This is a genomic window from Actinoplanes sp. ATCC 53533, from assembly GCF_003947245.1.
Genome location: NZ_QHHV01000010.1, coordinates 267227 through 290463, shown reverse-complemented (window position 1 = coordinate 290463; position 23237 = coordinate 267227). Strand labels below are relative to the sequence as shown.

Below are 23237 nucleotides of genomic sequence, written 5' to 3'. Positions count from 1 at the left end.
GGTGCTCCGGTGCTCCCGGTGCTCCCGGTGCCTCCCGGTGCTCCCGGTGCTCCCGGTGCTCCCGGTGCTCCCGGTGCTCCCGGTGCTCCCGGTGCTCCCGGTGCTCCCGGTGCTCCCGGTGCTCCCGGTGCTCCCGGTGCTCCCGGTGCTCCCGGTGCTCCCGGTGCTCCCGGTGCTCCCGGTGCTCCCGGTGTGGCTCGCGGGTCGGCCTTGCCGGCCTGGTCTTTGTAGGATCCGGCGGTGGGCGACGAGCTGCTTGATGATTTCATCCGCGCGGATCAGGCACGCGGTCTGGGCGTGTATGGGATTCATCTGTACCGCGAGGGCAGTCCGCCGGTTGAGCGGCGGCTCCGGTCCGACGATCGGGTCAACCTCTATTCCGTCGCGAAGACCTTCACCTCGGTCGCGCTCGGGCTTGCCGAGGCCGAGGGGCGTCTCACCCTCGACGATCGGCTTCTCGACCATTTCCCGAGCTGCGGGCGACCGCGGCCGACGGGGTCGGTGACATCACGTTGCGCCACCTGGTCACGATGACCAGCGGCACCAGCCACGTTTGGTTCGCCGATCAGCGTATCAACGCCGCGGACCTGCTCGACGAGATCGTCGCCGCGCCGCTGGCTGCCCCGCCGGGGACCCGCTTCGGCTATACCGGCTCCGGCCCGTACGCGATCGGGCGGGTCATCGCGCGGGTAACCGGCGCGGATCTTCGTTCTTATCTTCTGCCCCGGCTGTTCGCGCCGTTGGATCTGCACAATCCGGCCTGGCACACGTGTCCACGCGGGTTTCCCTTCGCCGAGAGTGACCTCTTTCTCCGTACCCATGAGCTCGCTCGATTCGCGCGGCTGCTGTTGCAGGACGGTGAGTGGGAGGGCCGCCCCATCCTTCCGGCGGCTTATGTGCGAAGAATGACCACCGACCGCGTCGATACCGGCGCCGTCACCTACGGCGAGCGGTTCACCTACGGTTACGGCCTCGGTGTCTGGATCGACCGATCCGGGGTTTACCGGATGGACGGCCGCTACGGGCAATACGCCCTCGTCTGCCCGCGGTCCCGGGCTGCCGTCACGGTGACCGCGCACTCCGAATGCGACGTCGAGCTGCTCGATGCGATACACGAGCTGGTCGTCGACCGGCTGACCTGACAGCTCCGCCGGCCGCCGACGAAGCAGGCCGTTCGTCAGGTGCTCTTCGCATCGACAATTCGCATCGCCAGGACCCGGGCGGCATTCCGTGGCAGCCACCAGTTCCACCGTCCGAAGAGGACCACCAGGGCCGGCACCAGCATGGCCCGTACCACCGTCGCGTCCAGCAGGATGCCCAGTCCGAGGGCGGTGGCGAAGATCTTGACCTCGGTGCCCGGTGTGGCCGCGAGGGAGGCGAACGCGAGGAACAGGATCAGCGCCCCGCTGGTGACGAGCCGGCCGGTGCGGGCCACCCCGAGTGCCGCGGCCAGTGGGGTCGAGGCGGTGGCGTCGTACTCCTCGCGGACGCGGGCCAGGATGAACACCTCGTAGTCCATGGACAGGCCGAACAGGAACCCGAAGACCATCACCGGCACCCACTCGGTGAGCGCGCCGGTCGCCTCGATGCCCCAGATCGGCTCGGACAGATAGCCGTGCTGCCAGGCCAGCACCGTCAGGCCGAAGGTCGCGGCGACGCTGAGCACGTTGAGCGCGACGGCCTTGACCGCCAGCAGCACCGACCGGAAGGCCCGGATCAGCAGCAGGAGCGTGACCAGCGCGATCATGCTCAGCACCAGGGGCGCGTTGCCGTAGACGGCGGCGACGAAGTCCGCGCCCTGGGCCGCCACGCCCCCGATCCGGGCGTCCGGTATCCCGGCCAAGGTCGCCCGAACCCCGTCCCGCGCGGCCTGGCCGGCGGCGGAGCCGGCCGGGTCGTCGAAGAGCACCACGACGAGGCTGGTGCCGCCGCGCCGCCAGGAGTCCCCGTCCGGCGCGATGGCGGCACGGACCCCGGGTACGGACCGCGCCCGCTCGGTGACCGCCTCCGGATGGGGGCCGGTCAGCACGTAGTCGGGGCTCAGGACTCCGGCGCCGATCCCGGCCGCGCCCAGCGCGTCGAGGGCCTGCCGGGCCGGGCCGGAAGAGGCGATGGATGCGGGCACCGGCGCGCCCAGGCGCAGGTCGAACACCGGCACGATGAGCGCGCCGAGCAGCGCGCCGGCGGCCACCACCACCGGTACGGGATGCCGGACGACCAGCCGGGACCAGCCGTGCCAGCCCCATCGCCGCTCGGCCGGCGCTCCGGCCGCACCGGGTGGACCGGCTGCGCCGGGTGCTCCGGGCGGACCGGCCGCACCGGGCGCTCCGGCTGCACCGGGCGGGCCGGCCGCGTCGATCGGCCGGCGCCGGGGCCACTCCAGTCGGGACCCGGCCGTGGCCAGCAGTACCGGCAGCAGGGTGATCGCGACCAGCACGCTGATCAGCCCGATGAGCAGCCCGCCGTAGCCGATGCTCCGCAGGAACGGCACCGGGAGAAGGATCAAGGCAGCGAGGGCGATGGTGACGGTGATCCCGCTGAAGACCACGGCGGTGCCCGCGGTCACCATCGTCCGTTCGATGGCTTCGGTGTTGTCGGCGCCGACTGCCCGTTCCTCGCGCCAGCGGGTGGTGATCAGGAGCGCGTAGTCGATGGCCACGCCCAGTCCGATCAACCCGACCAGGAACTGCACGACGAACGAGACGTCGGTGACCGTGGTGACGCCCAGGACCGCCAGGAACGTCACGAGGATGGCGATGACCGCCATGACCAGCGGGACGATCGCCAGGACGGAACCGAAGACGACGGCCAGCACCAGCAACGCGCCGGCACCGGCGAGCACGGTCTCGGCGAGCAGGCCCGGCCCGGTGCGTCGCTGGACTGGACGAACAGCGCGTCTGTGCCGGTGAGCTCGACCGGCGCACCGGCCACCCGCAGGTTGCTCAACGCCTGGTTGAGCCGTGGGATAGCCTCGGCGTACGGCGGGTAGGTCTCGGCCGCCGGGGGATACAGCAGCGCGAAGGTGCTTCGCCCGTCGGCGGAGACCAGGGCGCGATCGCCGGTGGTGGGGTAGGAGATGAGCCGGGCGTCGCCGACCGCCGCGACCGCGCCGCCGAACGCCGCGGCCAGTTCTGCCGGAATTCCGGGGCTGTCCACTGTGCTGCCCGGCGGGAGGGTGACGGTCAGGACCAGCGGGTCGGTCGCGCCGCCGTTGCCATAGTCGTGGAGGATCCGCTGGTTCGTCTCATACCCGGGGCGGCCGGGCAGAGCACCGAAGTCCGCTGTCATCGCCCGGGTGGCCGGGGTCACCGCGATGGCGCCGCCCACCGTGAGAGCCAGCCAGCCGACGATCACCAGCGCCCGGTGTCGCAGCACCCACCGGGTCAGACCGAGAAGGATCATGAGAAACTCCGGATCAGCGGAATATCTTGATAGTAGAGTATTTTGATGTTTGGGAGGTTTGATTGTCAAGAGAATATGTCGAGCCGCCGGGCATGCAGGGCAGCCCCGCCGCACACCGGGCGCTGGTGTTCGCCGCCCTCGACCTGGGCACCACCATCGACGCGGTGGGTCAGGCCGCGGCGGCGTTGATCGGGGTCAATCAGACGGATCTGATCTGTCTGAACGCCCTCTACCGGCAGGGTCCGATGAGCGCGGGACAGCTCGCCGCGGTGATCGGACTGACGTCCGGCGCCACCACGACCGCCGTCGACCGGCTGGAGCGGGCCGGCTACGTGCGCCGCAAGAGCGACCCCGCGGATCGGCGCCGGGTGCTCGTCGACGCCTCGGAGGAGGGCGCCCGACAGGCCTTCGCGCTCTTCGACGGTCTCCTCGACGCGGTCGCCCGGTTCGCCGCCGGCTACACCGAGGAGCAACTCGCGCTGCTGATGGACCTGCTCGGCGGATTCGACGCGATCATCGCCGGATACGCCGGGACGTTGCGGGAGCGTGCGGCGACCGGCGAAGGCCGCCAGCAGGCCTAGCTCGCAGGGCGACGGCCCGGACATGCGGGCGGCCCGCGGCAACCGCCGCGGGCCGTCCTCGGTCTTCCTGTGGTGCGTCAGGCCTCGGTGCGGACCCCGCGCCGCCTGCCCAGGACCAGCAGCACCGCGCCGCCGATCAGCAGCAGCAGGCCGAAGCCCGCGCCCAGCGCCACCGGCGAGCCGGTGAGCGGCAGGCTGCCCCCGCCGCCGGCCGCCTTGACGACCACCCGGACGGTCCGGCTCGCCTGGCCGCCGTCGTCGTCGAACACGGAAACCGTCACCCGGTACGTGCCGGCCTTGGTGTACGTGTGGCCGGCGGTGCACTTGCCGTTGGCGACCGTGCCGGTGGACTTGACCCCGCCGGTCCAGTCGACGGTGCAGGTGTGCGTGTCGTGCTTGCCCGCGTCGGTGAACGTGGCCTCGACCGACGCCGGGTTGCGCGCCCCCGTGATCACCGGGATCGCGTTGACCACGGTCACCCGGGCCTTGTCCTTGGCCTTGCCGACGGTGAGCCGCACCTCGTACGTGCCGTCGTCGGTGCAGGTGATCGTCGTGGCGGCCGCCTTGGCGTCGGCGAACTCACACGTCGCGCCGGTGTCCACCCCGGACAGCGGACGGTAGCTCCAGGCGGGGCGGGCCGTGCCGGTGGTGAGGCCGGTGAGCGGGATCGCGGACCCCTCCGCCCCGGTGGCGTCGGGGCCGGCGTTGACACCCGGCGGCGGGTTCACCACCAGGTGCAGCTTCGCGGTGGCCTGGTCGCCGTCGTCGTCGGAGACGGTGATGACCGCGTCGTAGGCCTCGGCGTCCGGGTAGGTGTGCGCGGCGGCGCAGGTGCCGTCCGCGATGGTGCCGGGTGTGGTCGCGCCGTCGCCCCACTCGACCTGGCAGGTCAGGGTGTCGTTGCTGCCGGGGTCGCGCACGGCGGCGGTCACCTTGACCGCGCGGTTCGCCGCCGCGGTCGCCGGGGCGGTGACGGCGCCGATCCGCGGGGCGGCGTTGGACACGGTCACCGTGGCGGTGTCGGTGACGTCGCCGACCTTGAGGGTGATGCCGTACGTGCCGTCGTCGGTGCAGGTGAACGTGGTGTTCGCGCTGGTCGCGTCGGCGAAGGCGCAGGCGGCACCCGCGTCCGCGCCGCCGGCCGGCCGGTACGTCCAGGCGACGGTGCCGTCACCGGCCGAGGTGCCGTCGAGCGGGATGGCGCTGCCCTCGGTCCCCTTGACGTCGCCGCCCGCGTCCGCCGCGTCCGGGGCCAGGACGGTGACCGTGGCGCGGGCCTTGACGGTGCCGCTCTCCGCGATGTCGCCCCGCACGACGAACGTGCCGGCCGAGGCGTAGTCCGCCGGCTTGACGGCGTCCCAGGTGACCGGGACCTTCTTGGCGCTGCCGTCGGCGAACGTCGCGGCCACCGTGGCGGGCAGCTGCGGTGCGGTGCCGGCCTTGGTCCGGACGGTGACCGCGGCGGCGCTCTCGACCAGTTCGGCCGGCAGGTACTCGAGCAGGAGCCGGTCGTACTCGGCCTGGGTGATCGGCAGCACGGTGCCGTGCCGCGGCGAGGCCGGCAGCTTGAAGGCGGGCGCCTGGCTCCAGTTCTTCATGTCCGTCGACTCGAAGGGTAGGTAGCCGCGGCCGCCGAACTCATCCAGGAACAGGTACCACTTGTCCTCGGTGTTGGACTTGAAGACGGTCGGCCCTTCGGCGGCGCTGAGCGCGCCCTTGCCGATGCACTCGGCGACGGGGGCGTACGCGGGGTCGAGGATCGAGGTGGACTTCTCCGCGATGATGAACTTGCTGCACGGCTTGTCGGAGGTGTTGTTCCGCTCATCCTTGGTGAACCGGTAGTAGGTGTCGCCCTTCTTGATGATCGTCGAGTCGATCACCGAGTACCCCGGGTCGACCCACACCTTCGGTGTGCTGAAGGTGACGAAGTCGCGGGTGGTCGCGTACATCATCTTGTTGTGGGTGCCGGTGGTGTGGTTCGGGTCGTTCTCCGGGTAGATCTTCGAGGCCCAGAACACCACGTACGCGCCCAGGTCGTCGTCGTAGTACGCCTCCGGCGCCCAGGTGTTGCCCGCCGTGTCGGGCGAGACCTTGACGAGCCGCTGGTCGGTCCAGGTGACCAGGTCGGTCGACTCCCACACCATGATCGACTTGCTGCCGGTGCGCTGCGCGGCGTCCCAGGCGCCGTTGCCGAAGATCCGCAGGTCGGTCGCGATCTGGTAGAACTTGTCGCCCTCCGGGGAGCGGATGATGAACGGGTCGCGCAGGCCCTTCTCGCCGAGGGTGGAGGTCAGCACCGGCCGGCCGGCGTTGAGCTCGCGGAACTCGAGCGGGTTGTTGCCCCGGCTCAGGGCGGCGTACAACTGCTCGCCGTCGGCCTCGCGCTCGCCGGTGAAGTAGCTGAAGAGATAGCCCTTCAGCGCCTGCGGCGCCGGCAGCGGCGGCACGAGCGCCTCGAACGTCCGCGACGACGATGCCTGGTTGAGCTTGACGGTCGCGATCAGGTTGACCCGTACGCTCTCCGCGCCGGGCGCGGGCCGGTGCACGACGCCGTTCGTGCCGATCACTCCCGGGCGGTCCGAGGTCCAGCTCACGGTGGTCTCGTCGGCGCCGGTGGCGGGCAGCGTGAGGTTGCCGCGGACGTCGTTGACGTTCGGCACGACCAGGGCCCGCGCCGCGCGGTTGACCTTGGTGGAGTCGTCGGCCTGGGCCAGCACCTTGACCGTGAAGTCCTTGGTCTGCCGGGCGGCACCACGCTTGAGGGTGGCTGTCAGGGTGGCTGTCTCGTCCGGGCGTCCCGCCGCCGGGCGGGTCACCTTGCCGTCGTTGCCCAGCACCGACGGGTTGCTGCTGAGGTAGGTGATGGTGGAGCCGAAGTCCTTCGCGGCCGGCAGCGCCAGGTTCGCGGTGACCTCGCTGGTGTCACCCAGGGTGAGCGCTGCCTTGTCCTGCGCCACACCCTGCGCCGCGCTGGCGGCCGCCAGTTCGGCGACCTCGCCGGCGGTGATCGCCCGCTGATACACCCGGAAGTCCCGGATCCGGCCCTTGAGCAGGCCGTCACCGCTGTACAGCGACTTGCCGAGGTAGTTCGCGGCGGTGCTGCCGCCGCCGATGGCGCTGGGCTTGAGCGTGACGTCGGTGTTGCGCCCCACCTCGGCGCCGTCCTCGTAGAGGATGCCCGTGGTGCCGGTCTGGGTGTAGGTCACGTGCTTGAACGTGCCGCGTGCCAGGTCGCGTCCCGGGTCGGGCTCGGTGTTCTGCTCACCGGTCCAGTTGGCGTTCGAGATCGAAGCGCGGAACCGGTTGCCGCCGCCGAACAGGTAGCCGTCGCCGTGCCCGGTGCCGGCGTTCGTGTTGCCGAAGCCGTAGACGAAGTAGGCGCCGCTCTGGGCCGGATCGATCAGCACGTCCACCGCGACGGTGATCGAGTCGAGCCCGGCGAGCAGGTCGTCCGGGGCCTTGACGAACGTGTCGGTGCCGTTGAAGGCGAGCCCTCGCCCGGCCGACCAGCCGGCCGTGCCGTTGACGGTGCCGTTGCGGTTGTTCCCGGAGGAGTCGGTCGCGACCGACCCGGAGGTCTCGTCCAGTTTGTACCAGAGGGCGAGGCCGTCGGTCACCGCCGCGGCGGCGGGGGAGGCCGGGCTGACGGTCAGCGACGCGGCGAGCAGCGCCAGCACAGCGGCGCCCCGGGTGAGCGGTGATCGGCGCCAGCCGGTGAGGATCGGGGGCATGGGGGCTCCTTCAAGCCGCGGGGGACGGCCGTGGTGCTCGATGTGATCGGTAACATCGATGCTGGGTGACAAGGTCCGTTGTTCATTCAGTTCGGGGACTGTCTGATGCAAACGGACTGGACGGCGTGTGCCGTCCAGTCCGTACCGACGGCTGGCGGGCCGGCCGGCTTCTACACCCAATGACGTCGCGACGGTACGTACCCGTATCGCGGCGGCTGCGAGAGTGTTCATCGTCGATGGCCGCACCGTCAAGGGGCCGGCCGGAACAACCCTGACCGCCTCCGCCCCGACCGCACCTTTCGTCCCGATAGGTGACTGAGATCGGTGACCGGGTCGGCAGTGTCGATCAGCCGAACGGTCAGTGTCCGGCCGGCCCCGGCCAGCTCTACGGACACGCGTCGGCCGCGCCGCCGGCTCCGGCCCGGAGTGACCGGCTCCGAGGGCTTGTCGTACCCACCGCGTAGCCTCACCGGCCGTGAGTGAGAACGTGGACCCCCACCCGGCGACGCGCCCGCCCGGCGGGGCCATCGCCGACACCATGACCCGGAGCCGCGACCGGGCCTTCGTCGGCCGGGCCACGGAGCTGGCCCGATTCCGGGCCGCGCTCGACGGCGCCGCCGGCGCCCGCTCCGTGCACTACCTGCACGGGCCGGGCGGCATCGGGAAGTCGGCGCTGCTGCGCCGGTTCGCCCGCGACGCCCGCGCCGCCGGCCGCACGGTAGTGGAGGTGGACGGGCGCACGGTGGACCCGACGCCGGAGGGCTTCCAGGAGGCGATCGGGGCGGCGCTGACCGACCCGGCGCTGGTGCTGCTGGTGGACACCTTCGAGAGGTGCCAGGGGCTCGAGGGCTGGCTGTGGGAAAGGTTCCTGCCGCAGCTGCCCGCCGGCGCGATCGCGGTGGTGGCCGGGCGCACCGCCCCGGAGCCGTACTGGACCGCCGATCCGGGCTGGGCCGGTCTGCTGTGGCTGACATCGTTGCGCAACCTGACCCCCGACGACGCCACCGACTTCCTGCGGACGCTCGGGGTGCCGGCCGGCGTCCACCGGGCGCTGCTCGCGTTCACCGGCGGCAACCCGCTCGCGCTCGCCCTGGCCGCCGCCGTGGCGGCGCAGGACGACGCGGGCGCGTCGAGCTGGGAGCCCCGCCAGGACGTCATCGCCGGCCTGCTGCCGCGCCTCATCGGCGAGGTTCCGGGCCCGGCGCACCGTCGCGCCCTGGAGGTGTGTGCGCACGCCTACGTGACAACCGAGTCGTTGCTGCGTGCCGTCATGGGCCCCGCCGCCGCCGAGCTGTTCGGCTGGCTGCGGGTTCAGCCGTTCATCGAGGCGACATCGGCGGGCTTGTTCCCGCACGACGTGATCCGCGAGGCGCTCGAACGCGACCTGCGCTGGCGCGATCACCAGGAGTTCGCCGAGCTGCACCGGCAGGTCCACCAGTATTTCGCGGAGCAGCTGCGTGCGGTGCCCGAAGCGCGGTTGTTGCCCGCCACCGGCGCCCTGATCTACCTCTACCGCAGCGACGGCCTGATGTCGCAATTCAATACCTGGTCGGAGACCGGGCTCGTCGAGGACCTGCCGTTCCGGCCCGAGCAGCGCGGCCGCGTGCTGGAGCTGGTCGCGGCGGCCGAGGGGGAGCGGTCGGCGGCGATCGCCGCCTACTGGCTCGATCAGCAGCCCGGCGCGTTCCGGGTCTACCGGTCGACCCAGACCGGCGACCTCGTCGCCTGCTCGGCGTGGCTGCGGTTGACCGGGCCGGAGGGCGGCGAGGTCGATCCGGTCGTCGCCGCGGCCTGGCACCACGGCCGCGCGAACGGCGGCGTCCGCGCGGGTGAGCACATCGCCGTCGCCCGGTTCTCGGTGTCCGCCACCGCCTACCAGCGGCCGTCGGCGGCCATGACGCTCACCCAGTGGCGCGCGACGGGGGAGATGGTCCGAGCCGACCGGCTCGCCTTCTCGCACATCGTGATGCGCGACGACGGCTACTGGAACGACCACCTCCGCGACATCAACATGCTGCCGATCGATGCCGCACCCACGGTCGGAGACCACCGGTACGCGCTGTTCTGCCACGACTGGCGGGCCCAGCCCGCCGACGCCTGGCTGCGGGAGAAGTCCACCTCCGTGGTGTCGGGAGCTCCGATGACGGCGGCCGTCAGCGCACACCGCGGCGAGCTAGTCGTCCTGTCGCGGCCCGAGTTCGACGCGGCGGTGCGCGACGCCCTGCGCTCGCTGCGGCACCCCCGGGCGCTCGCCGGCAATCCCCTCAACCGCAGCCGCCTGGTCGCGGAGAGCGGACAGACCCTGGCCGAGGTGCTGTCCGGCGCGATGACGGCGCTGCGGGAGGAGCGAGGCGGCGAGAAGCGGCACCGGGCGCTCACCGTCACCTACCTCAAGGGCTCGCCGACGCAGGAGGCCGCGGCGGCGAGACTCGGCCTGCCGTTCAGCACCTACCGGCGGCATCTCGCGTCGGGCACCGAGCAGCTCGGCGACCTGCTGTGGCACCGGGAGCTGCACGGAGCACCATGACTGTGCCCCCGCCGCCCGCATCCCGGGTGTCGTCCGAGCGGGAGCGACGAACGGCGGCACGGCGCGGGCGAACCACTCGGCGACGAGCGCCGTCAATCAGGGTGTGAGGAACATGCTCGGAGCCGACGATGCGACGCTGCTGCGCCGGGTCGCGCGAGGCGACACCACGGCCTTCGGCGTCCTGTACGACCGGTTGTCGCCGATGGTGCTCATCCGGTTGCGGGGCAGGTGCGCCGACGCCGAGGTGGTGGCCGATGTGCTGCAGGACTCGTTCGCGGCCGTCTGGCAGTCGGCCGGCCAGTGGGACGGTCGTGGTGAGGTCGCCGGGTGGGTCTGGACCATCGCGGCCCGGCGCCTGGTGGACGCCTACCGGCGGCGTGCGGTGCGCGCCGCGGCGGCGGAGCGTAACGCGGCAGTCACCACGGCGGAGGTCGCTCCGTCGGCCGAGGCGGTGGTGCTCGACGAACTGCTGGGCAGCGGCCTGGAGGCGGCGCTCTGCCGGCTGTCGCCGGAGCTGCGTGAGGTGTTGCAGGCCACGGTGCTCGACGGGCTCAGCACCCGGGAGGCCGCGGTGCTGCTCGGCGTTCCCGAAGGAACGGTCAAGGCGCGGGCCTTCCGGGCCCGCTCGGTGTTGAGGCAGGCGCTGGCATGAACACACGACGAGATCCCACCGGGGCCGCCGGGGACTGGCATGCGTCACCGGCGCTGCTCGCCGCCTACGCCGAGAGCCGGGCGAGCAACGCCGACACCTGGTCGGTGGAGGCCCATCTCGTGGGCTGCCCGAGGTGCCGGACGGCGCTGATGGACGCGCTCTCGCCGGCGGACCGGGACCTGCTGGGCGGCCTCCGGCACAGCGTCATCGCCGGGCTGCCGCAGCGGAAGACCACCCGGACCCGGCGCAGCGTGATCGCCGGGCTGCCGCGGCGGGGAACCACCGGGACCCGGGGCAGCGTGATCGCCGGGTTGCCGCAGCGGGGAACCACCGGGACCCGGCGCAGCGTGATCGCCGGGCTGCCGCGGCGGGGAGCCGCCCGGATCCGGCACCGCGTCGGGTGGCTCCGGTGGGTGGTGCGGCCGGGGTCGTTGATCGCGGTGGCGGTGGCCGTCCTCGGTGCGCTGGTCCTCGATCTCGTCGCCGGCGTCGGCGACCGCGACGGCGGGATGGTCTGGCTGCTGGCGCCGGCGATCCCCGTCCTCGGCGTGGCGCTGGCCGCCATCGGCGAGGACGATCCCTGCTGGGACGCGGTGCTCGCCGCACCGTCGGCGCTGCTGCGGCTGACTCTCCTGCGCACCCTCGCCGTGCTCACCCTGGCCGTACCGCTGGCCTCGGTAGCCGGGATCCTGCAGCCGGCCGCGGGTGGCCGGGCCGGCTGGAACGCCGCCTGGCTGTTGCCCTGCCTGGCATTGACGGCCCTGACGCTCGCGGCCGGTGCGTTCGTCGGCGTGGAGCGTGCCGCTCGCGGCGTCGTGCTGCTGTGGTGCGCCGCGACGCTGGGCCCGCCGCTGCTGCGCACCGGCGGTGACGTGCTGGCGGCGATCCGGCTGGCGGCCGCGCCGCTGGCGGAGACGTCCGCGTTCACCGCCGGCGCGCAACCGGTGTGGGCAGTCGTTGTCGTCCTCTCCGTCGGCGCGGTGGTCCTCACCCGCGGTCGTTACGGACTCAGTACCTATCAGAACGGAAGTCACCGATGACGGTGTCCGACCCGACGGTGCGGTTGAGAGCGCTCGGCGTCCGGTACGGCAGACGCCGCACCCTGCGCACGGCGCTCGACGGCATCGATCTCGACCTGCACACCGGGGTGCACGGCCTGCTGGGCCCGAACGGCGCCGGCAAGACGACCCTGATGCGGGTGCTCGCCACGGTCCTGCCCGCCACCCACGGCACTGTCACGCTGCTCGGCCGCGACGTGCGGCAGGAACGCGACCGGCTGGAGATCAGGCGGCGGCTGGGCTACCTGCCGCAGGCGTTCGGGTCGTACCCGCGGTTCACAGTGCGCGAGTTCGTCGAGTACTTCGCCTGGCTGAAGGAGGTTCCCTCGGCGCGGGCCGCCGCGTCGGTGGACCGGGCGATCGAGCGGGTCGGGCTGGCGGACCGGGCCGGCAGCCGGATGAAGTCGCTCTCCGGCGGCATGCTGCGCCGGGCCGGCCTGGCCCAGGCCCTCGTCAACGACCCGGAGTTGCTGCTGCTCGACGAGCCCACGGCCGGGCTGGACCCGGAGCAGCGGATCAGCTTCCGGCGCCTGCTGCGCGAGATCGGCGTGGACACCACGGTGCTGATCAGTACGCACATCGTGGACGACGTCGCGTCGGTCTGCAGCCAGGTCGTGCTCGTCAACGAGGGCCGCGTCGTGCTGCGCGGTCATCCCTCGTACCTCGAGAAGCTGGGCGAGTCCGCCGGAACCGCGCAGGACGGGACGTCGGCGCTGGAGCGGGGCTACACGGCGGCGCTGCACGGCCGCGACGTAGCGGCGGGAGCGGGCCAGTGACCGCCCGCGCCGTGCTGCTCGAACTGCGCCGGGGCACCGGAGTGGTGTTGCTGGCCGCCCTGGCCGCGGTCGGGTCGCTGATGTCCGTCATGGCCGCGGTCAGCGCCGACCGGCAGACCGCGTGGTCGGGCAGCGGCCCCGGTGTCGTCTCCTGGCTCAACACCGCGGGCCTGCTGCTGGGCCCGATCGCCGCCGCCGCGGGCGCCTGGGTGGGTGGCCGCGAACGGCGGCTGGGCGTGCAGGAGTTGCTGGCGGCGGTGCCGAAGGCGCGCTGGCGGCGCGACCTCGCCGGCTTCGGCGCCCTCGGTGCCGCGGTCGCCGGGGGACTGGCACTGGTCGCCGTGCTGGTCGCGGCCACCGTGCTGCCCGCGTTCTCGTACGGCGGTGGGCGCTGGCCGCTGTCGGCGCTGCTCGTGCTGCTCGGCTGCGTCGCGTGCCTGGCCATCGGGTTCGGGATCGGCCGGCTGGTGCCGCACCGATGGACGGCTCCGGTGGTCGCCCTGGGCGTCTACCTGCTCAGCGGCGTGCCGACGTACCTGGACAGCGGTGTGGCGCAACTGGCACCGGTCTCGAACCTCCCTGCCGGGGACGGCCAGCGGTTGCGCCTGGCCGTGGCGGCGCTCGCCGTCGGGTGGCTGGTCGGGCTGTCGGCCACCGCGTTCCTGATCGGCTCCGCGCGGCGCCGGGGCTGGGCCGGCCTGCCCGCCCTGATGGCCATCCTGGTCGCGGTGCCGCTGGCACTGCTCCCGGTGGGGTGGAACGGCAACTCCTACTCCGCCGCCTGGACCGAGCCGGACCCGGACGCGATGGCGCGGGTCTGTTCCACCGGCACCCCGACGGTGTGCCTGAACGCCGTACACGCCGCGCTGCTGCCGGCCGTCACGGAGCTCGCCCGTCCCATCCTCGCCGAGCTGCCGCCGGACAGCGTCGCCGCGGAACAGGGCGTCGAGCATCCCGCCGAACGACCGACCACCGCCGCCGGCGAGCTGGCGATCCCGTTCCTGGAGGGGCGGGCCGCGTGGTTCAGCGCGGAGTTGCGGGACCCGGAACGCCTCCGTACCGAGCTGGCGCAGAGCTTCCTGCGCCCCTGGTGTACCGATCAGACCGGGGTGGTCGACCGCGCCTACGACCTGGCGATCACCCTGGTTCCCGCCGGGCGCGGCGCGGGGGAGCCGGGCGGAGACCAGCTCTCGGCGCGGCTGCGGGCGGATCCGGCGGCCCGGCGGGCCTGGCTGGCGTCCTATCTGGACGCCGGGCGCCGCTGCGACCTGGCCACCTACAACGCCCTGGTCGGCCGATGAGCCGGGTGGGCCGGGCCGAAGTGCCCGCTGGCCGGCCGATGAGCCGGCGGATCGGGCCGAAGTGCCCGCTGGCCGGCCGATGAGCGTCGGGCTCCGCAGGTACGCGGCGGATCGGGGCGCGGCCCCCACGCTCGTCGCCGTGCTGATTGTGGCGGCCGCGGTCGCCGGGGTAGCCGCGGAGCTGTCGTCCCATGAGTCGCTGGTGGGCTGGTGGGTCGCGGTGGCGGCGCTCGGGCCGCTGTTCGCCGTCATCTTCGCGGCGCGCTCGCTGGCGGGCACCGATGTGGTCCTGGAACGGTCGGTGCCCCGGCTGACCGGCGGCCGGCGGATCGCCCACGCCGGGGCCGTGCTGACGGTGTGCTGCGTGCCGCTGGCGCTGGCCGGTGCCGCGACGCTCGACGCGGCGGCCACGGCGGCCATGGTGCGCAACGTGCTGGGCCTGCTGGGGATGATGCTGCTGGCCGCCACGGTGGCCGGCGTCCGGGCCGGGTGGCTGCCCGTGTTCGGCTACGGCCTGCTGGCGCTGGCGACGGCACCCCGCGACACCTCGCGGGGCGCGGCCTGGTGGGCGTGGACGGTCCAGCCCGGCCTGCCGAACGTCTCCTGGATCGTGGCGGGGGTCCTGGCCGTGGCCGGGGTGGCGGTGTACGGGCGCCGCGGGCCGGCCGAGTGACTGCTCACCACCAACGTCAACGCGCGAGCGAAGCGAGGCCTCCGGTGTCCGACACCCCCCACCGCTGCGGCCGGCTCATCGACCGCCTCCGGCAGGCCCGGGACTCGGCTTTCGTCGGCCGTACCGTGGAGACCGCCGCCTTCCGGTCGATGCTGGACCGGCGCGCCGACCGCGACGGCTTTGTGGTGCTCTACCTCCACGGACCGGGCGGTGCCGGCAAGTCGGCGCTGCTGCGCCGGTTCGCCGCCGAGGCGGAGGCGGCCGGGCGCACAGTGGTGTCGGTCGACGCCCGCACGGTCGAGCGCTCGCCTGCCGGGTTCGCCGCCGCGGCCTCCGGCGCGCACCACGAGCGGCGCGTGCTGCTCCTCGACACCTTCGAGGCGTACCAGGGCCTGGAGAACTGGTTCTGGGAGAGTTTCCTGCCGGAACTGCCGGCGGACGCCCTGGTGGTCATCGCCGGCCGGCAGCCCCCGGACCCGCGGCACCGCGTCGATCCGGTCTGGTCCGCGGCCGTGCGCGTGCTCGCCGTCGACGGCTTGGCACCCGGCGACGCGGCCGCGTTGCTGCGCTCCCGTGGCGTGCCCGAGCGACTCCACCAGCCTCTGCACGCACTGACCGGGGGCCATCCGCTCGCGCTGGTCCTGGCCGCCGAGGTCGCGGCCCGGGATCCGCGGGGCGCCGAGCGGTGGCTGCCGCACGACGGGGTGATCAAGGTCCTGCTCGACCGGCTGGTGGGGAAGCTGCCCTCGGCGGAGCATCTGCGGGCGCTGGAGATCTGCGCGCACGTGTTCGCCACGCGCGAGGACCTGCTGCGGACGGTCTTCGGGGAGCGGGGTGGCGAGCTCTTCGCCTGGCTGCGCGGCCAGCCGTTCATCGAGGCCGGGCCGCACGGGCTGCGTCCGCACGACCTGGTGCGTGACCTGCTCGGCGCCGACCTGCGGTGGCGCGATCCGGCCGGCTGGGAGGCGATGCACCGCCAGGTGCGCCCCTACTTCATCGAACGGGCGCTCGGCGCCGTCGGTGACCAGGTCATCCCGGCCCAGATGGCGCTCAGCTACCTGCATCGCCACGGACCGGTGCTGGCGAAGTTCCTCACCTGGCGCGAGCACGGCGAGGTCTACGAGGACAGCTACCGGCCCGCGGACCGCGACGTCGTGCTGAAGCTGGCCGAGCAGTCGCAGGGTGCGGCCCACGCGCGGTTGGTCGCGTTCTGGCTCGACCGGCAGCCGGAGGGCTTCGGTGTCTACCGCCGTCCCGGCGGCGGCACGGTCGCCGCCTTCGTGGCCTGGCTCCGCCTCACCGCACCGGACGAGGAGGAGAACGAGGCCGACGGCCTGGTGGCCGCGCTGTGGTCACACGCGCGGCAGGCCGGTCCGCCCCGCCCGGGCCGAAAGCTGGCCGTGCAGCGTTTTCTCGCGGTCGACGGTGGTCCGCCCGGTCCGTCGCAAGTGGTCGATCTGATCTATCTGCGGGGCGTCGCCACCTGCATGCGCGAACCCGACCTGGCCTGGACCTTCCTCGTCACGCCCGACCCGGACTTCTGGGCCCCGGCGCTCGAACACAGCGGCCACGCCAGGCTGACCGGGGAGCTCGCGGCCGTCTTCGCGCACGACTGGTGGGCGACGCCGGTGCGCGCCTGGCTGGACCTCCAGCACGGCGACCCCCAGCACGGCGACCCCCAGCACGGCGACCTCCTGCCCGGCGCTCCGGCGCCCCGGCGGCCCGCCCCGCTGACGCGGGACGAATTCGGCGTCGCGGTGCGCGATCTGCTGCGCAACTGGCGGCACCAGTCGTCGGTGGAGCACAATCCGCTCAGCTCCACCCGGCTGGGCGGTCCGGGAGAGCCGGCGGACCGCGCCGACCGTCTCCGGAACGCGGTCGAGCAGGCCGTCGACGCCCTGCGGGCCGGGCCCCGCCTGGAGAAACTGCACCGGGTGCTGGCGGTGACGTTCTTCCACGGGGCGCCGACCCAGGAAGCGGCGGCGGAACGCATCGGCATACCCTTCGGCACCTACCGCCACCGCCTCGCCGCGGGCATGGACCTCGTCATCGACGACCTGTGGCGCCGCGAGATGGAACCCGGCTGCCGCTAGTCAGAGCAGTCGTTCGCCCTCGAAGACGCCGAGCTCCTCGTTGTACAGCTCGATGCCCACGCCGTTGGGGTCGCGGACATAGAGGCTGTCCTCCACCCCGCGGTCGGGGCCGAGATAGTCGATGCCGGCCGCCTCGAACGTCGCCTTCGCCGCCGCGAAGCGCTCGGCGGTCACCGAGATCGCCAGGTGCTGGACCCCGCCGATCGTCTCGCTGAACGGCGGGTGGTCGTGCCCGGGGAAGTCGAAGAACCCGAGCAGGTTGCCGTTACCGATGTCGAAGAAGAAGTGGCTCGACCCGGCATAGTCCCGGTTCTCCACCAGCTCGACCAGCGGGAAGCCGAGCACCTCCTGATAGAAGCGGATGGTCTCCTCCACGTCTCGGCAGATCAGCGCGGCGTGGTGCAGGCCCCGCGCGCTCGTGGCCGGGCGGGTCTGCGGCGGGCGGAGGTGTTTGTCACGCAGCTGGGCGCGGCGGGCACGGACGGCTTCCAACTCCGGACCTTCGGGCTGCGGCATCACGATCTCCTTCGGGCGGCACAACTGGCCACCATTCTGCGACGGATGAGCCGCGGCTGGACAGGACTGAGCACCAGGTGAGCTGTTTTCTGATCATCGCGCGCGCATACGGTCGGCTCATGAAGCCCACCATCGTCCTCATCCATGGCGCCTTCGCCGAGTCCGCGAGCTGGAACGATGTTATCCGGCGGCTGCGGGCCGCCGGCCACCCGGTGGTCGCGGCCGCGAATCCGTTGCGGAGCCTCTCCGGTGACGCCGCGGTGGTCGCCGACCTCCTGGCGAGCGTCGAGGGCCCGGTCGTGCTGGTCGGACACTCCTACGGCGGTGCGGTCGCCACCAACGCCGCGGTCGGCCACGACCACGTCAAGGCCCTGGTGTACGTCGCCGCGTTCGCCCCGGACCTGGGCGAGAACATCGCTGAGCTGTCCGGGAAATTCCCGGGTGGCACCCTCGGGCAGACCCTGCACGAGGTCCCGCTCGCCGACGGCACCGTAGACCTCTACATCCAGCAGGACAAGTTCCACCAGCAGTTCGCCGCCGATGTCCCGGCCGAGCGGGCCGCGCTGGACGCCGCGGCGCAGCGGCCGCTGAACACCGTGGCGCTCAACGAGGGTTCCGGCGAGCCGGCCTGGAAGACGATCCCGTCCTGGTTCATCTATCCCGAGCTGGACCGCAACATCCCGGTGGAGGCGCACCGGTTCATGGCGGAACGGGCCGGCGCGTGCGCCAGCATCGCGCTGCCGGGCGCCTCGCACGCCATCGCGGTGTCCCAGCCGGAGACCGTCGCCGAGTTCATTCTCGCGGTTGTCGACTTCATCTGACGTCATGGCGGAATCCCTCACCCTGGAGCACCAGGTCGGCTTCGCGCTCGTGCTCGCCACCCGGAACGTGCTGGCCGTCTACCGGCCCCTGCTCGAACCGCTGGGGCTGACCCACCCGCAGTATCTGGTGATGGTGGGGCTGTGGCAGCACGGATCGCTGTCGGTGAAGGCGTTGGGCCGCCTGCTGCACCTGGATTCCGCGACCCTGTCGCCGCTGCTCAAACGTCTCGACGCCATGGGCCTGGTGCACCGGCGGCGCGCCGGGGATGACGAGCGGATGGTGATGGTGACGGTGACCGGCGCGGGCCGGGCGTTGCGGGACGCGGCATCGACGATCCCCGGGACGGTCGCCGGCCGCGTCGGGCTGCCGGATGAGGACGTGCGCCACCTGCGGGAGGTGTTGCGCCGCCTCGTGGAAGCCATCAGCGGGCCGGCTACGTCTCCTCCGTGACGGCGCGGCGGCGCGTGCGGTAGCTGGAGACCATCAGCTCGGTCAGTTCGGTCACCGAGGTCTCGGCCGCCGGCCGGTCGAAGGTGATCTTTCCCTGTTGCAGGACGTTGATCCGGTCGCAGATCTGCAGCGCCTGGGCGTAGTTGTGGGCGATGATGACGATGGCGACGTTTCCGCGGGCCTTGAGGTCGCTGATCAGGTCGAGGATGATCGCCGCCTCCTTGGCGCCCATCGCCGCGAGCGGCTCGTCCAGCAGCAGGATGTGCGCGTCGGAGTAGACGGACCGGGCGACGGCGATGGCCTGGCGTTGCCCGCCGGAGAGTTTCGCCGCGTCGACGGTGACGTCGGGAATGTCCAGGCCCATCTCGCGCAGGTGGTCGGTGGCCAGCCGGCGCATCAGCCGGTTGTTGAGCAGCGGCCCGATCCGGCGCTCCCGGTTGAGGAACATGTTGTGGTAGACGCTGAGCTCGTTGATCAGGGCCAGGTCCTGGTAGACGGTGTCGATGCCCAGCGCGCGGGCGTGGTCGACGTTGCGCAGCGTCACCTCCGTGCCGTCGACGAGCAGCCGGCCGGCGTCGGGCTGGTGGAAGCCGCAGACGATGTTGACGAGCGTCGACTTCCCGGCGCCGTTGTCGCCGAGCAGCCCGAGCACCTCGCCGCGGTCGACCCGCAGGTCCACGCCGCGCAGCACCGTCTGGGCACCGAACCGCTTTTCCACGTTCTCGACCCGGAGCGCCTCGTCGGCCATGTCATCTCCCTCCCGTGCGGCGCAGACGTGACAGGTACTGGTTCGCGATCATGGAGATCAGGATGGCCGCGCCCTGGATCAGGAAGAACGGGTTCGCGCTGATGCCGATGAGGTTGAAACCGTTCTGCAGCACGGCGAGCACGAACATGCCGATCAGCGCGCCCAGCACAGTGCCCGACCCGCCGGCCAGCGCCGTGCCGCCGATGACGGCGGCGGCGATCGCGGTGAAGGTGATCCGGGTGCCGCCGCCGATGTTCGGGTCGATCGAGTTGATCCGGAACGCCTCCATCAGGCCCGCGAGCGCGCCGAGCACGCTGACGAGCATGAAGTTGCCCACCTTGATCCGGTTGACCCGGATGCCCGCCTCGGTGGCGCCGTGCAGGTTGCCGCCGACCGAGATGGTGTGCAGGCCCCACCGGGTGCGGGTCAGCACGACGTGGAACAACGCCACGATCGCCAGGCACCAGCAGAGCGTCGCCCAGTCCGCGCCGCCCAGCCCGGCCTGCAGGGTGCCCTTGACCGCCTCGGGGATGGCCACCGGGTAGGCCTTCGAGGTGGTCAGCAGGATGCCGTAGAGCAGATAGAACATGCCGAGCGTGGTGACGAACGACGGCACCCCCAACCGGGTGGTGATGAGCCCGTTCGCCAGGCCGACGACGGCCGCGATCGCGAGCGCCAGGATGATGGCCGGCACCGCCGCCACGCCGTAGAAATCGATGGCGTAATGCATCAGGTACGGAGCCAGCGCCGCCACCATTCCGACGGAGATGTCGATCTCCCCGCTGACCAGCAGGAAGACGATGCCCACCGCGACGATCGCGGTGGGCGCCGTGGCCTGGGCGACGTTGCGCAGGTTGTCGGAGGTCAGGAAGATCGGCGTGGCGACCTGGAAGTACACCACCAGGCCGATCGCCACTATGAGCACGCTCGCCTCCCGCCGGTGCAGGAAGGCGTCCCGGGCTCGCCGCAGTCGCGCGCTCGCGGGCCGGGCCGGGGCCTCCCGCACGGCGACGTCGCTCATCAGCGGTTCCTCTCTTGACGCTCGAGTGATTGCTCAGTTGTGGGGGATGGCGCCCGAGCGTTCGACCAGCTTCACCGCGGTGTCCGAGCCCTGATATCTCGTCTTGGTGTCCTGGTACGGGCCCACGTTGTCCTTGGTGACGAAGAGCAGCCCGGTGTTCGTCTGGGTCGGGAAGATCAGCCCGCCGGTGAGCTTGTACAGGTAGAGCGCGAGCACGGGCAGGAAGCCCTGCAGGTACGGCTGCTGGTCGATGGTGTAGTCGAGGTCGCCGCTCTTGATCGCGGCGAGCGTCTCGGGCACCAGGTCGAAGCCGCCGGCCACCTTGAGGCCCTTGTCCCGCAGCTTGTACTTGGCGACGGTCTGGCCCACGCTCTGCGTGGATCCGGCGTCCACCGCCAGCAGCCCCGCCAGGTTGGGGTGGCCCTGGGAGTAGGCGTCGATGATGGACAGTCCCTGGGTGATGTCGGCGTTGGTCGCCACCGGAGTGAAGGTCACCGGCTTGCCGGAGTCCTTGAAGGCCTGCTGGGCACCGTCGATGCGGGGCTGGATGTTCAGCTGGCCCGGCGTCGCGATGAAGGCGGCCACGTCGCCGGAGTCGATCTTGGTGAGCGCCTGCCGGCCCAGTTCGTACCCGGATTCGTAGAGGCCCTGCCCGATGTAGGCGAGCCGGTTGGTGCCGGGATCGTCGCGGGCGCCGTCGGCGTTGAACGAGACGACCGGGATGCCGGCGTCCAGCGCCTTGTCCACCGGCGCCCGGAAGGCCGCCTTGTCGACGACGGCGAGGGCGATGCCGTCGGCCTTGGCGCTGACCGCGGTGTTCGTGGCGTCGACCATCTCCGCGACCACCGAGTTGACCGAGCCGGTCCACTGGTACTGCATGCCGAGCAGCTTGCAGGCGTCCTCGGCGCCGTACTGGGTGGGCGTGAAGAACGGGTTGGTCGTCACGTGGCAGACGAAGACGTACTTCCAGGAGGGGGTCTTCGGGAAGTTGCCGACCGCGCCCGAGGCCGAGGTGCTCGGTTCGTTGGTGCAGCCGGTGATCAGTGCGGAAGCGGCGAGCGACGCGCTGGCCAGCCCGGTGCCGCGGAGCAGCCGGCGCCGGGTCAGCCGGCTGAGCGGGAGGGTGTCGAGTGCCTGTTCAACGACGGGATGGACGTCTTTATTCATCGGGAACCTCCTTCGGTGGCGGAGGCCGTCGGCAGCCGCCAACGGCGCGACGGGCAGCGCTGCTCACGTGACGACGCCGACCGGGCGCGAAGAGATGCGGGCGGACGGCTCGAGCAGAGTGCGCGATTGCCGGACCTGGGGGGTGCTGCCAGGTCGGGTCGTGGTGCGGTGCGCGGTCGTCCGCCGCTGATCGTCCACACGGTAGGCACGGGCGTCGCGCTGCGTCAAGAGGCAGGCACGAAGTGCGATTCAGCATCATGAAAACGAATGAGTGCAATCGTATGCAGTGCGGTGTAGCGTGCCTGGTTACCCGGAGACCCAAGGGTGGTCGTCCGCATCGTCAGGGTCGTCCGGGTTCCCCTCAAGCAGGAGGAGGCACGAGATGAGGACCCGTTCCTGGCGGGCCGTCCTAGCCACCGCGACCGCCATGGTGCTCCTCGGGGCGTGCAGCTCCGACGACGATCAAGCGGCGAACGAAACCGTCGCCCCCGCGACGACGTCCTGTGCCGGCACCGGCGACCTCACCATGTGGGAGCGCTCGGGCGGCAACAAGCAGATGGTGGACATGCTCGTCGCGGCATGGAACACCAAGAATCCCACCTGCAAGATCAATCTCACCTATATCCCGCACACGGAGATGGTCGGGAAGATCGCCCAGGGCATCGCCTCCGGCGAGGTGCCCGACCTGATGGGCATGGATCTCATCTACGCGCCCCAGTTCTCCAAGGCGCAGCAGCTCGTCGACCTCACCGACCGGGTCCGCGACTGGCCGGAGCTGAAGACCGCGAGCAAGGGCCACATGACCGTGGCGACCTACGAGGACAAGCTGTACGGCGTGCCGCTCTACGCCGACGTGTCGGCCCTGTTCTACAACAAGGACCTCTTCACCAAGGCGGGGCTGGACCCGGCGAAGCCGCCGACCAGCCTGGCGGAGCTGCGATCGTACGCGGACAAGATCACCGCGCTCGGCGGCGACGTCAAGGGCTACTACCTGCCCGGAAACTGCGCCGGCTGCAACATCTTCACCGTCGGGCCGCTCATGTGGGCGTCCGGGGCGAAGATCGAGGCGACCGGCCCGAGCGACGAGCCGCTCACCGGCGAGGGCGTCAAGCAGGTGCTCCAGTTCACCCGTGACATGGTCAAGGCCGGCAACGTGCACCAGGGCGACCGGGCCGAGAACGGCGAGACCTTCCACCTGCAGTTCGGCTCGGGCAAGGTCGGCATGATGGGCACCGGCAACTTCAACATCACGCTGGCCCGCCAGCAGAACCCGAAGATGAAGTTCGGGATCGCGCTGTTGCCGGGGGCAGCGCCGAACTCGTCCGCCTCGTTCATCGGCGGCGACCTCGTGGTGGTGCCGAAGGGCAGCAAGCGCGTGGCCGACGCCGTGAACTTCATGAAGTTCCTGCTCTCCGACGAGGTCCAGGTCGACGTGTACGCCAAGGCGCTCAACCTCACCACGCGTGAGGACATGGTGGACAACAAGTACTTCACCGCCGAGCCGCTGGTGCGGGACGTGGCCAAGGCCCTCACGGTCGGGAAGACGCCGTACACGACGACCTTCTTCGAGCAGATCAACTCACCACAGGGTCCGTGGCTGCAGATGCTGCAACGGGCGTACTACACCGACGACAACCTCGACACCGTCATCGCCGACGCGAAGAAGGCGATGAAGGACGTTGCCAGTCAGGGCTAGGCGAGGAGGGCCGGCGTGTACCG

20 protein-coding genes are annotated in these 23237 nt (G+C 71.8%); 13 read left to right on the top strand and 7 right to left on the bottom strand.

Annotation, left to right across the window (positions count from 1 at the left end; translation table 11 throughout):
* Window positions 1–240 precede the first annotated feature (240 nt).
* Both DMB66_RS63475 and DMB66_RS04395 read left to right on the top strand, forming a co-directional pair.
* Window positions 241–534, top strand: a complete 294-nt coding sequence (locus tag DMB66_RS63475) for a beta-lactamase family protein (protein WP_233624287.1) — start codon at window positions 241–243, stop codon at window positions 532–534.
* A complete protein-coding gene (locus DMB66_RS04395; RefSeq protein ID WP_233624286.1) occupies window positions 531–1142 on the top strand; it encodes a serine hydrolase in 612 nt (203 codons plus the stop codon). Before DMB66_RS63475 ends, DMB66_RS04395 begins: the two co-directional genes overlap by 4 nt.
* 35 nt (window positions 1143–1177) lie before the next feature.
* On the opposite strand, the gene DMB66_RS04390 is transcribed toward DMB66_RS04395, so the two are convergent.
* Both DMB66_RS04390 and DMB66_RS62415 read right to left on the bottom strand, forming a co-directional pair.
* Complete coding sequence (locus tag DMB66_RS04390) at window positions 1178–2842, bottom strand: MMPL family transporter (protein WP_199751921.1); 1665 nt, start codon at window positions 2840–2842, stop codon at window positions 1178–1180.
* Entirely contained in the window at window positions 2743–3402 is a 660-nt protein-coding gene (locus DMB66_RS62415; protein ID WP_199751918.1) for a hypothetical protein, read from the bottom strand. The genes DMB66_RS04390 and DMB66_RS62415 overlap by 100 nt, the downstream gene beginning before the upstream one ends.
* A gap of 62 nt (window positions 3403–3464) precedes the next feature.
* Between DMB66_RS62415 and DMB66_RS04385 the strand changes: the two genes are divergently transcribed.
* The gene (locus tag DMB66_RS04385; protein ID WP_125802677.1) at window positions 3465–3983 is read left to right on the top strand and encodes a MarR family winged helix-turn-helix transcriptional regulator; all 519 of its coding nucleotides are present in this window, start codon (window positions 3465–3467) and stop codon (window positions 3981–3983) included.
* Window positions 3984–4060: 77 nt separating this feature from the next.
* Here the strand turns inward: DMB66_RS04385 and DMB66_RS04380 are convergent, their stop codons facing one another.
* Window positions 4061–7714, bottom strand: coding sequence for an immunoglobulin-like domain-containing protein (locus tag DMB66_RS04380; RefSeq protein WP_199751915.1), 3654 nt, complete (start codon window positions 7712–7714; stop codon window positions 4061–4063).
* A 475-nt stretch (window positions 7715–8189) separates the two neighbouring features.
* On the opposite strand from DMB66_RS04380, the gene DMB66_RS04375 reads away from it, so the two are divergent.
* From DMB66_RS04375 to DMB66_RS04345, 7 genes are all read left to right on the top strand, one after another.
* Window positions 8190–10241, top strand: a complete 2052-nt coding sequence (locus DMB66_RS04375; RefSeq protein WP_125802676.1) for an AAA family ATPase — start codon at window positions 8190–8192, stop codon at window positions 10239–10241.
* Window positions 10242–10353: 112 nt separating this feature from the next.
* Window positions 10354–10893 carry an RNA polymerase sigma factor gene (locus DMB66_RS04370; protein WP_125802675.1) on the top strand — a complete coding sequence of 180 codons (540 nt, stop codon included), beginning with the start codon at window positions 10354–10356 and terminating at the stop codon, window positions 10891–10893.
* A complete protein-coding gene (locus DMB66_RS04365; protein ID WP_125802674.1) occupies window positions 10890–11933 on the top strand; it encodes a zf-HC2 domain-containing protein in 1044 nt (347 codons plus the stop codon). Before DMB66_RS04370 ends, DMB66_RS04365 begins: the two co-directional genes overlap by 4 nt.
* Window positions 11930–12727 carry an ABC transporter ATP-binding protein gene (locus tag DMB66_RS04360; protein WP_125802673.1) on the top strand — a complete coding sequence of 266 codons (798 nt, stop codon included), beginning with the start codon at window positions 11930–11932 and terminating at the stop codon, window positions 12725–12727. Before DMB66_RS04365 ends, DMB66_RS04360 begins: the two co-directional genes overlap by 4 nt.
* Entirely contained in the window at window positions 12724–14028 is a 1305-nt protein-coding gene (locus DMB66_RS04355; RefSeq protein ID WP_125802672.1) for a hypothetical protein, read from the top strand. Before DMB66_RS04360 ends, DMB66_RS04355 begins: the two co-directional genes overlap by 4 nt.
* A gap of 139 nt (window positions 14029–14167) precedes the next feature.
* Window positions 14168–14701: a hypothetical protein gene (locus tag DMB66_RS04350; protein ID WP_125802671.1), complete on the top strand. Its 534-nt coding sequence runs from the start codon at window positions 14168–14170 to the stop codon at window positions 14699–14701.
* Window positions 14702–14745: 44 nt separating this feature from the next.
* Window positions 14746–16794: an ATP-binding protein gene (locus DMB66_RS04345; RefSeq protein WP_125802670.1), complete on the top strand. Its 2049-nt coding sequence runs from the start codon at window positions 14746–14748 to the stop codon at window positions 16792–16794.
* On the opposite strand, the gene DMB66_RS04340 is transcribed toward DMB66_RS04345, so the two are convergent.
* A complete protein-coding gene (locus DMB66_RS04340) occupies window positions 16795–17310 on the bottom strand; it encodes a VOC family protein (RefSeq protein ID WP_125802669.1) in 516 nt (171 codons plus the stop codon).
* 119 nt (window positions 17311–17429) lie between these two features.
* Between DMB66_RS04340 and DMB66_RS04335 the strand changes: the two genes are divergently transcribed.
* Both DMB66_RS04335 and DMB66_RS04330 read left to right on the top strand, forming a co-directional pair.
* The gene (locus DMB66_RS04335; RefSeq protein WP_125802668.1) at window positions 17430–18131 is read left to right on the top strand and encodes an alpha/beta fold hydrolase; all 702 of its coding nucleotides are present in this window, start codon (window positions 17430–17432) and stop codon (window positions 18129–18131) included.
* Between the two features lie 4 nt (window positions 18132–18135).
* A complete protein-coding gene (locus DMB66_RS04330; RefSeq protein WP_125802667.1) occupies window positions 18136–18582 on the top strand; it encodes a MarR family winged helix-turn-helix transcriptional regulator in 447 nt (148 codons plus the stop codon).
* On the opposite strand, the gene DMB66_RS04325 is transcribed toward DMB66_RS04330, so the two are convergent.
* From DMB66_RS04325 to DMB66_RS04315, 3 genes are read right to left on the bottom strand one after another with little or no spacing between them, the layout of a single operon-like run.
* Window positions 18566–19330, bottom strand: coding sequence for an ATP-binding cassette domain-containing protein (locus DMB66_RS04325; RefSeq protein WP_125802666.1), 765 nt, complete (start codon window positions 19328–19330; stop codon window positions 18566–18568). The two genes, DMB66_RS04330 and DMB66_RS04325, sit on opposite strands and share 17 nt — an antisense overlap.
* 1 nt (window position 19331) lies before the next feature.
* Complete coding sequence (locus DMB66_RS04320; RefSeq protein WP_125802665.1) at window positions 19332–20351, bottom strand: ABC transporter permease; 1020 nt, start codon at window positions 20349–20351, stop codon at window positions 19332–19334.
* Between the two features lie 33 nt (window positions 20352–20384).
* Window positions 20385–21518, bottom strand: a complete 1134-nt coding sequence (locus DMB66_RS04315; protein ID WP_125802664.1) for a sugar ABC transporter substrate-binding protein — start codon at window positions 21516–21518, stop codon at window positions 20385–20387.
* 382 nt (window positions 21519–21900) lie between these two features.
* On the opposite strand from DMB66_RS04315, the gene DMB66_RS04310 reads away from it, so the two are divergent.
* Window positions 21901–23214: an ABC transporter substrate-binding protein gene (locus DMB66_RS04310; RefSeq protein ID WP_233624285.1), complete on the top strand. Its 1314-nt coding sequence runs from the start codon at window positions 21901–21903 to the stop codon at window positions 23212–23214.
* The last annotated feature ends 23 nt before the right edge of the window (window positions 23215–23237 follow it).

What these genes read in the sequence shown, in the direction of transcription:
- DMB66_RS04395 (WP_233624286.1), top strand. Translation starts at nt 531, where the DNA reads ATGACCAGCGGCACCAGCCACGTTTGGTTCGCCGATCAGCGTATCAAC.
- DMB66_RS62415 (WP_199751918.1), bottom strand. Translation starts at nt 3,402, where the DNA reads ATGATCCTTCTCGGTCTGACCCGGTGGGTGCTGCGACACCGGGCGCTG.
- DMB66_RS04380 (WP_199751915.1), bottom strand. Translation starts at nt 7,714, where the DNA reads ATGCCCCCGATCCTCACCGGCTGGCGCCGATCACCGCTCACCCGGGGC.
- DMB66_RS04370 (WP_125802675.1), top strand. Translation starts at nt 10,354, where the DNA reads ATGCTCGGAGCCGACGATGCGACGCTGCTGCGCCGGGTCGCGCGAGGC.
- DMB66_RS04365 (WP_125802674.1), top strand. Translation starts at nt 10,890, where the DNA reads ATGAACACACGACGAGATCCCACCGGGGCCGCCGGGGACTGGCATGCG.
- DMB66_RS04360 (WP_125802673.1), top strand. Translation starts at nt 11,930, where the DNA reads ATGACGGTGTCCGACCCGACGGTGCGGTTGAGAGCGCTCGGCGTCCGG.
- DMB66_RS04340 (WP_125802669.1), bottom strand. Translation starts at nt 17,310, where the DNA reads ATGCCGCAGCCCGAAGGTCCGGAGTTGGAAGCCGTCCGTGCCCGCCGC.
- DMB66_RS04335 (WP_125802668.1), top strand. Translation starts at nt 17,430, where the DNA reads ATGAAGCCCACCATCGTCCTCATCCATGGCGCCTTCGCCGAGTCCGCG.
- DMB66_RS04330 (WP_125802667.1), top strand. Translation starts at nt 18,136, where the DNA reads ATGGCGGAATCCCTCACCCTGGAGCACCAGGTCGGCTTCGCGCTCGTG.
- DMB66_RS04325 (WP_125802666.1), bottom strand. Translation starts at nt 19,330, where the DNA reads ATGGCCGACGAGGCGCTCCGGGTCGAGAACGTGGAAAAGCGGTTCGGT.
- DMB66_RS04320 (WP_125802665.1), bottom strand. Translation starts at nt 20,351, where the DNA reads ATGAGCGACGTCGCCGTGCGGGAGGCCCCGGCCCGGCCCGCGAGCGCG.
- DMB66_RS04315 (WP_125802664.1), bottom strand. Translation starts at nt 21,518, where the DNA reads ATGAATAAAGACGTCCATCCCGTCGTTGAACAGGCACTCGACACCCTC.
- DMB66_RS04310 (WP_233624285.1), top strand. Translation starts at nt 21,901, where the DNA reads ATGAGGACCCGTTCCTGGCGGGCCGTCCTAGCCACCGCGACCGCCATG.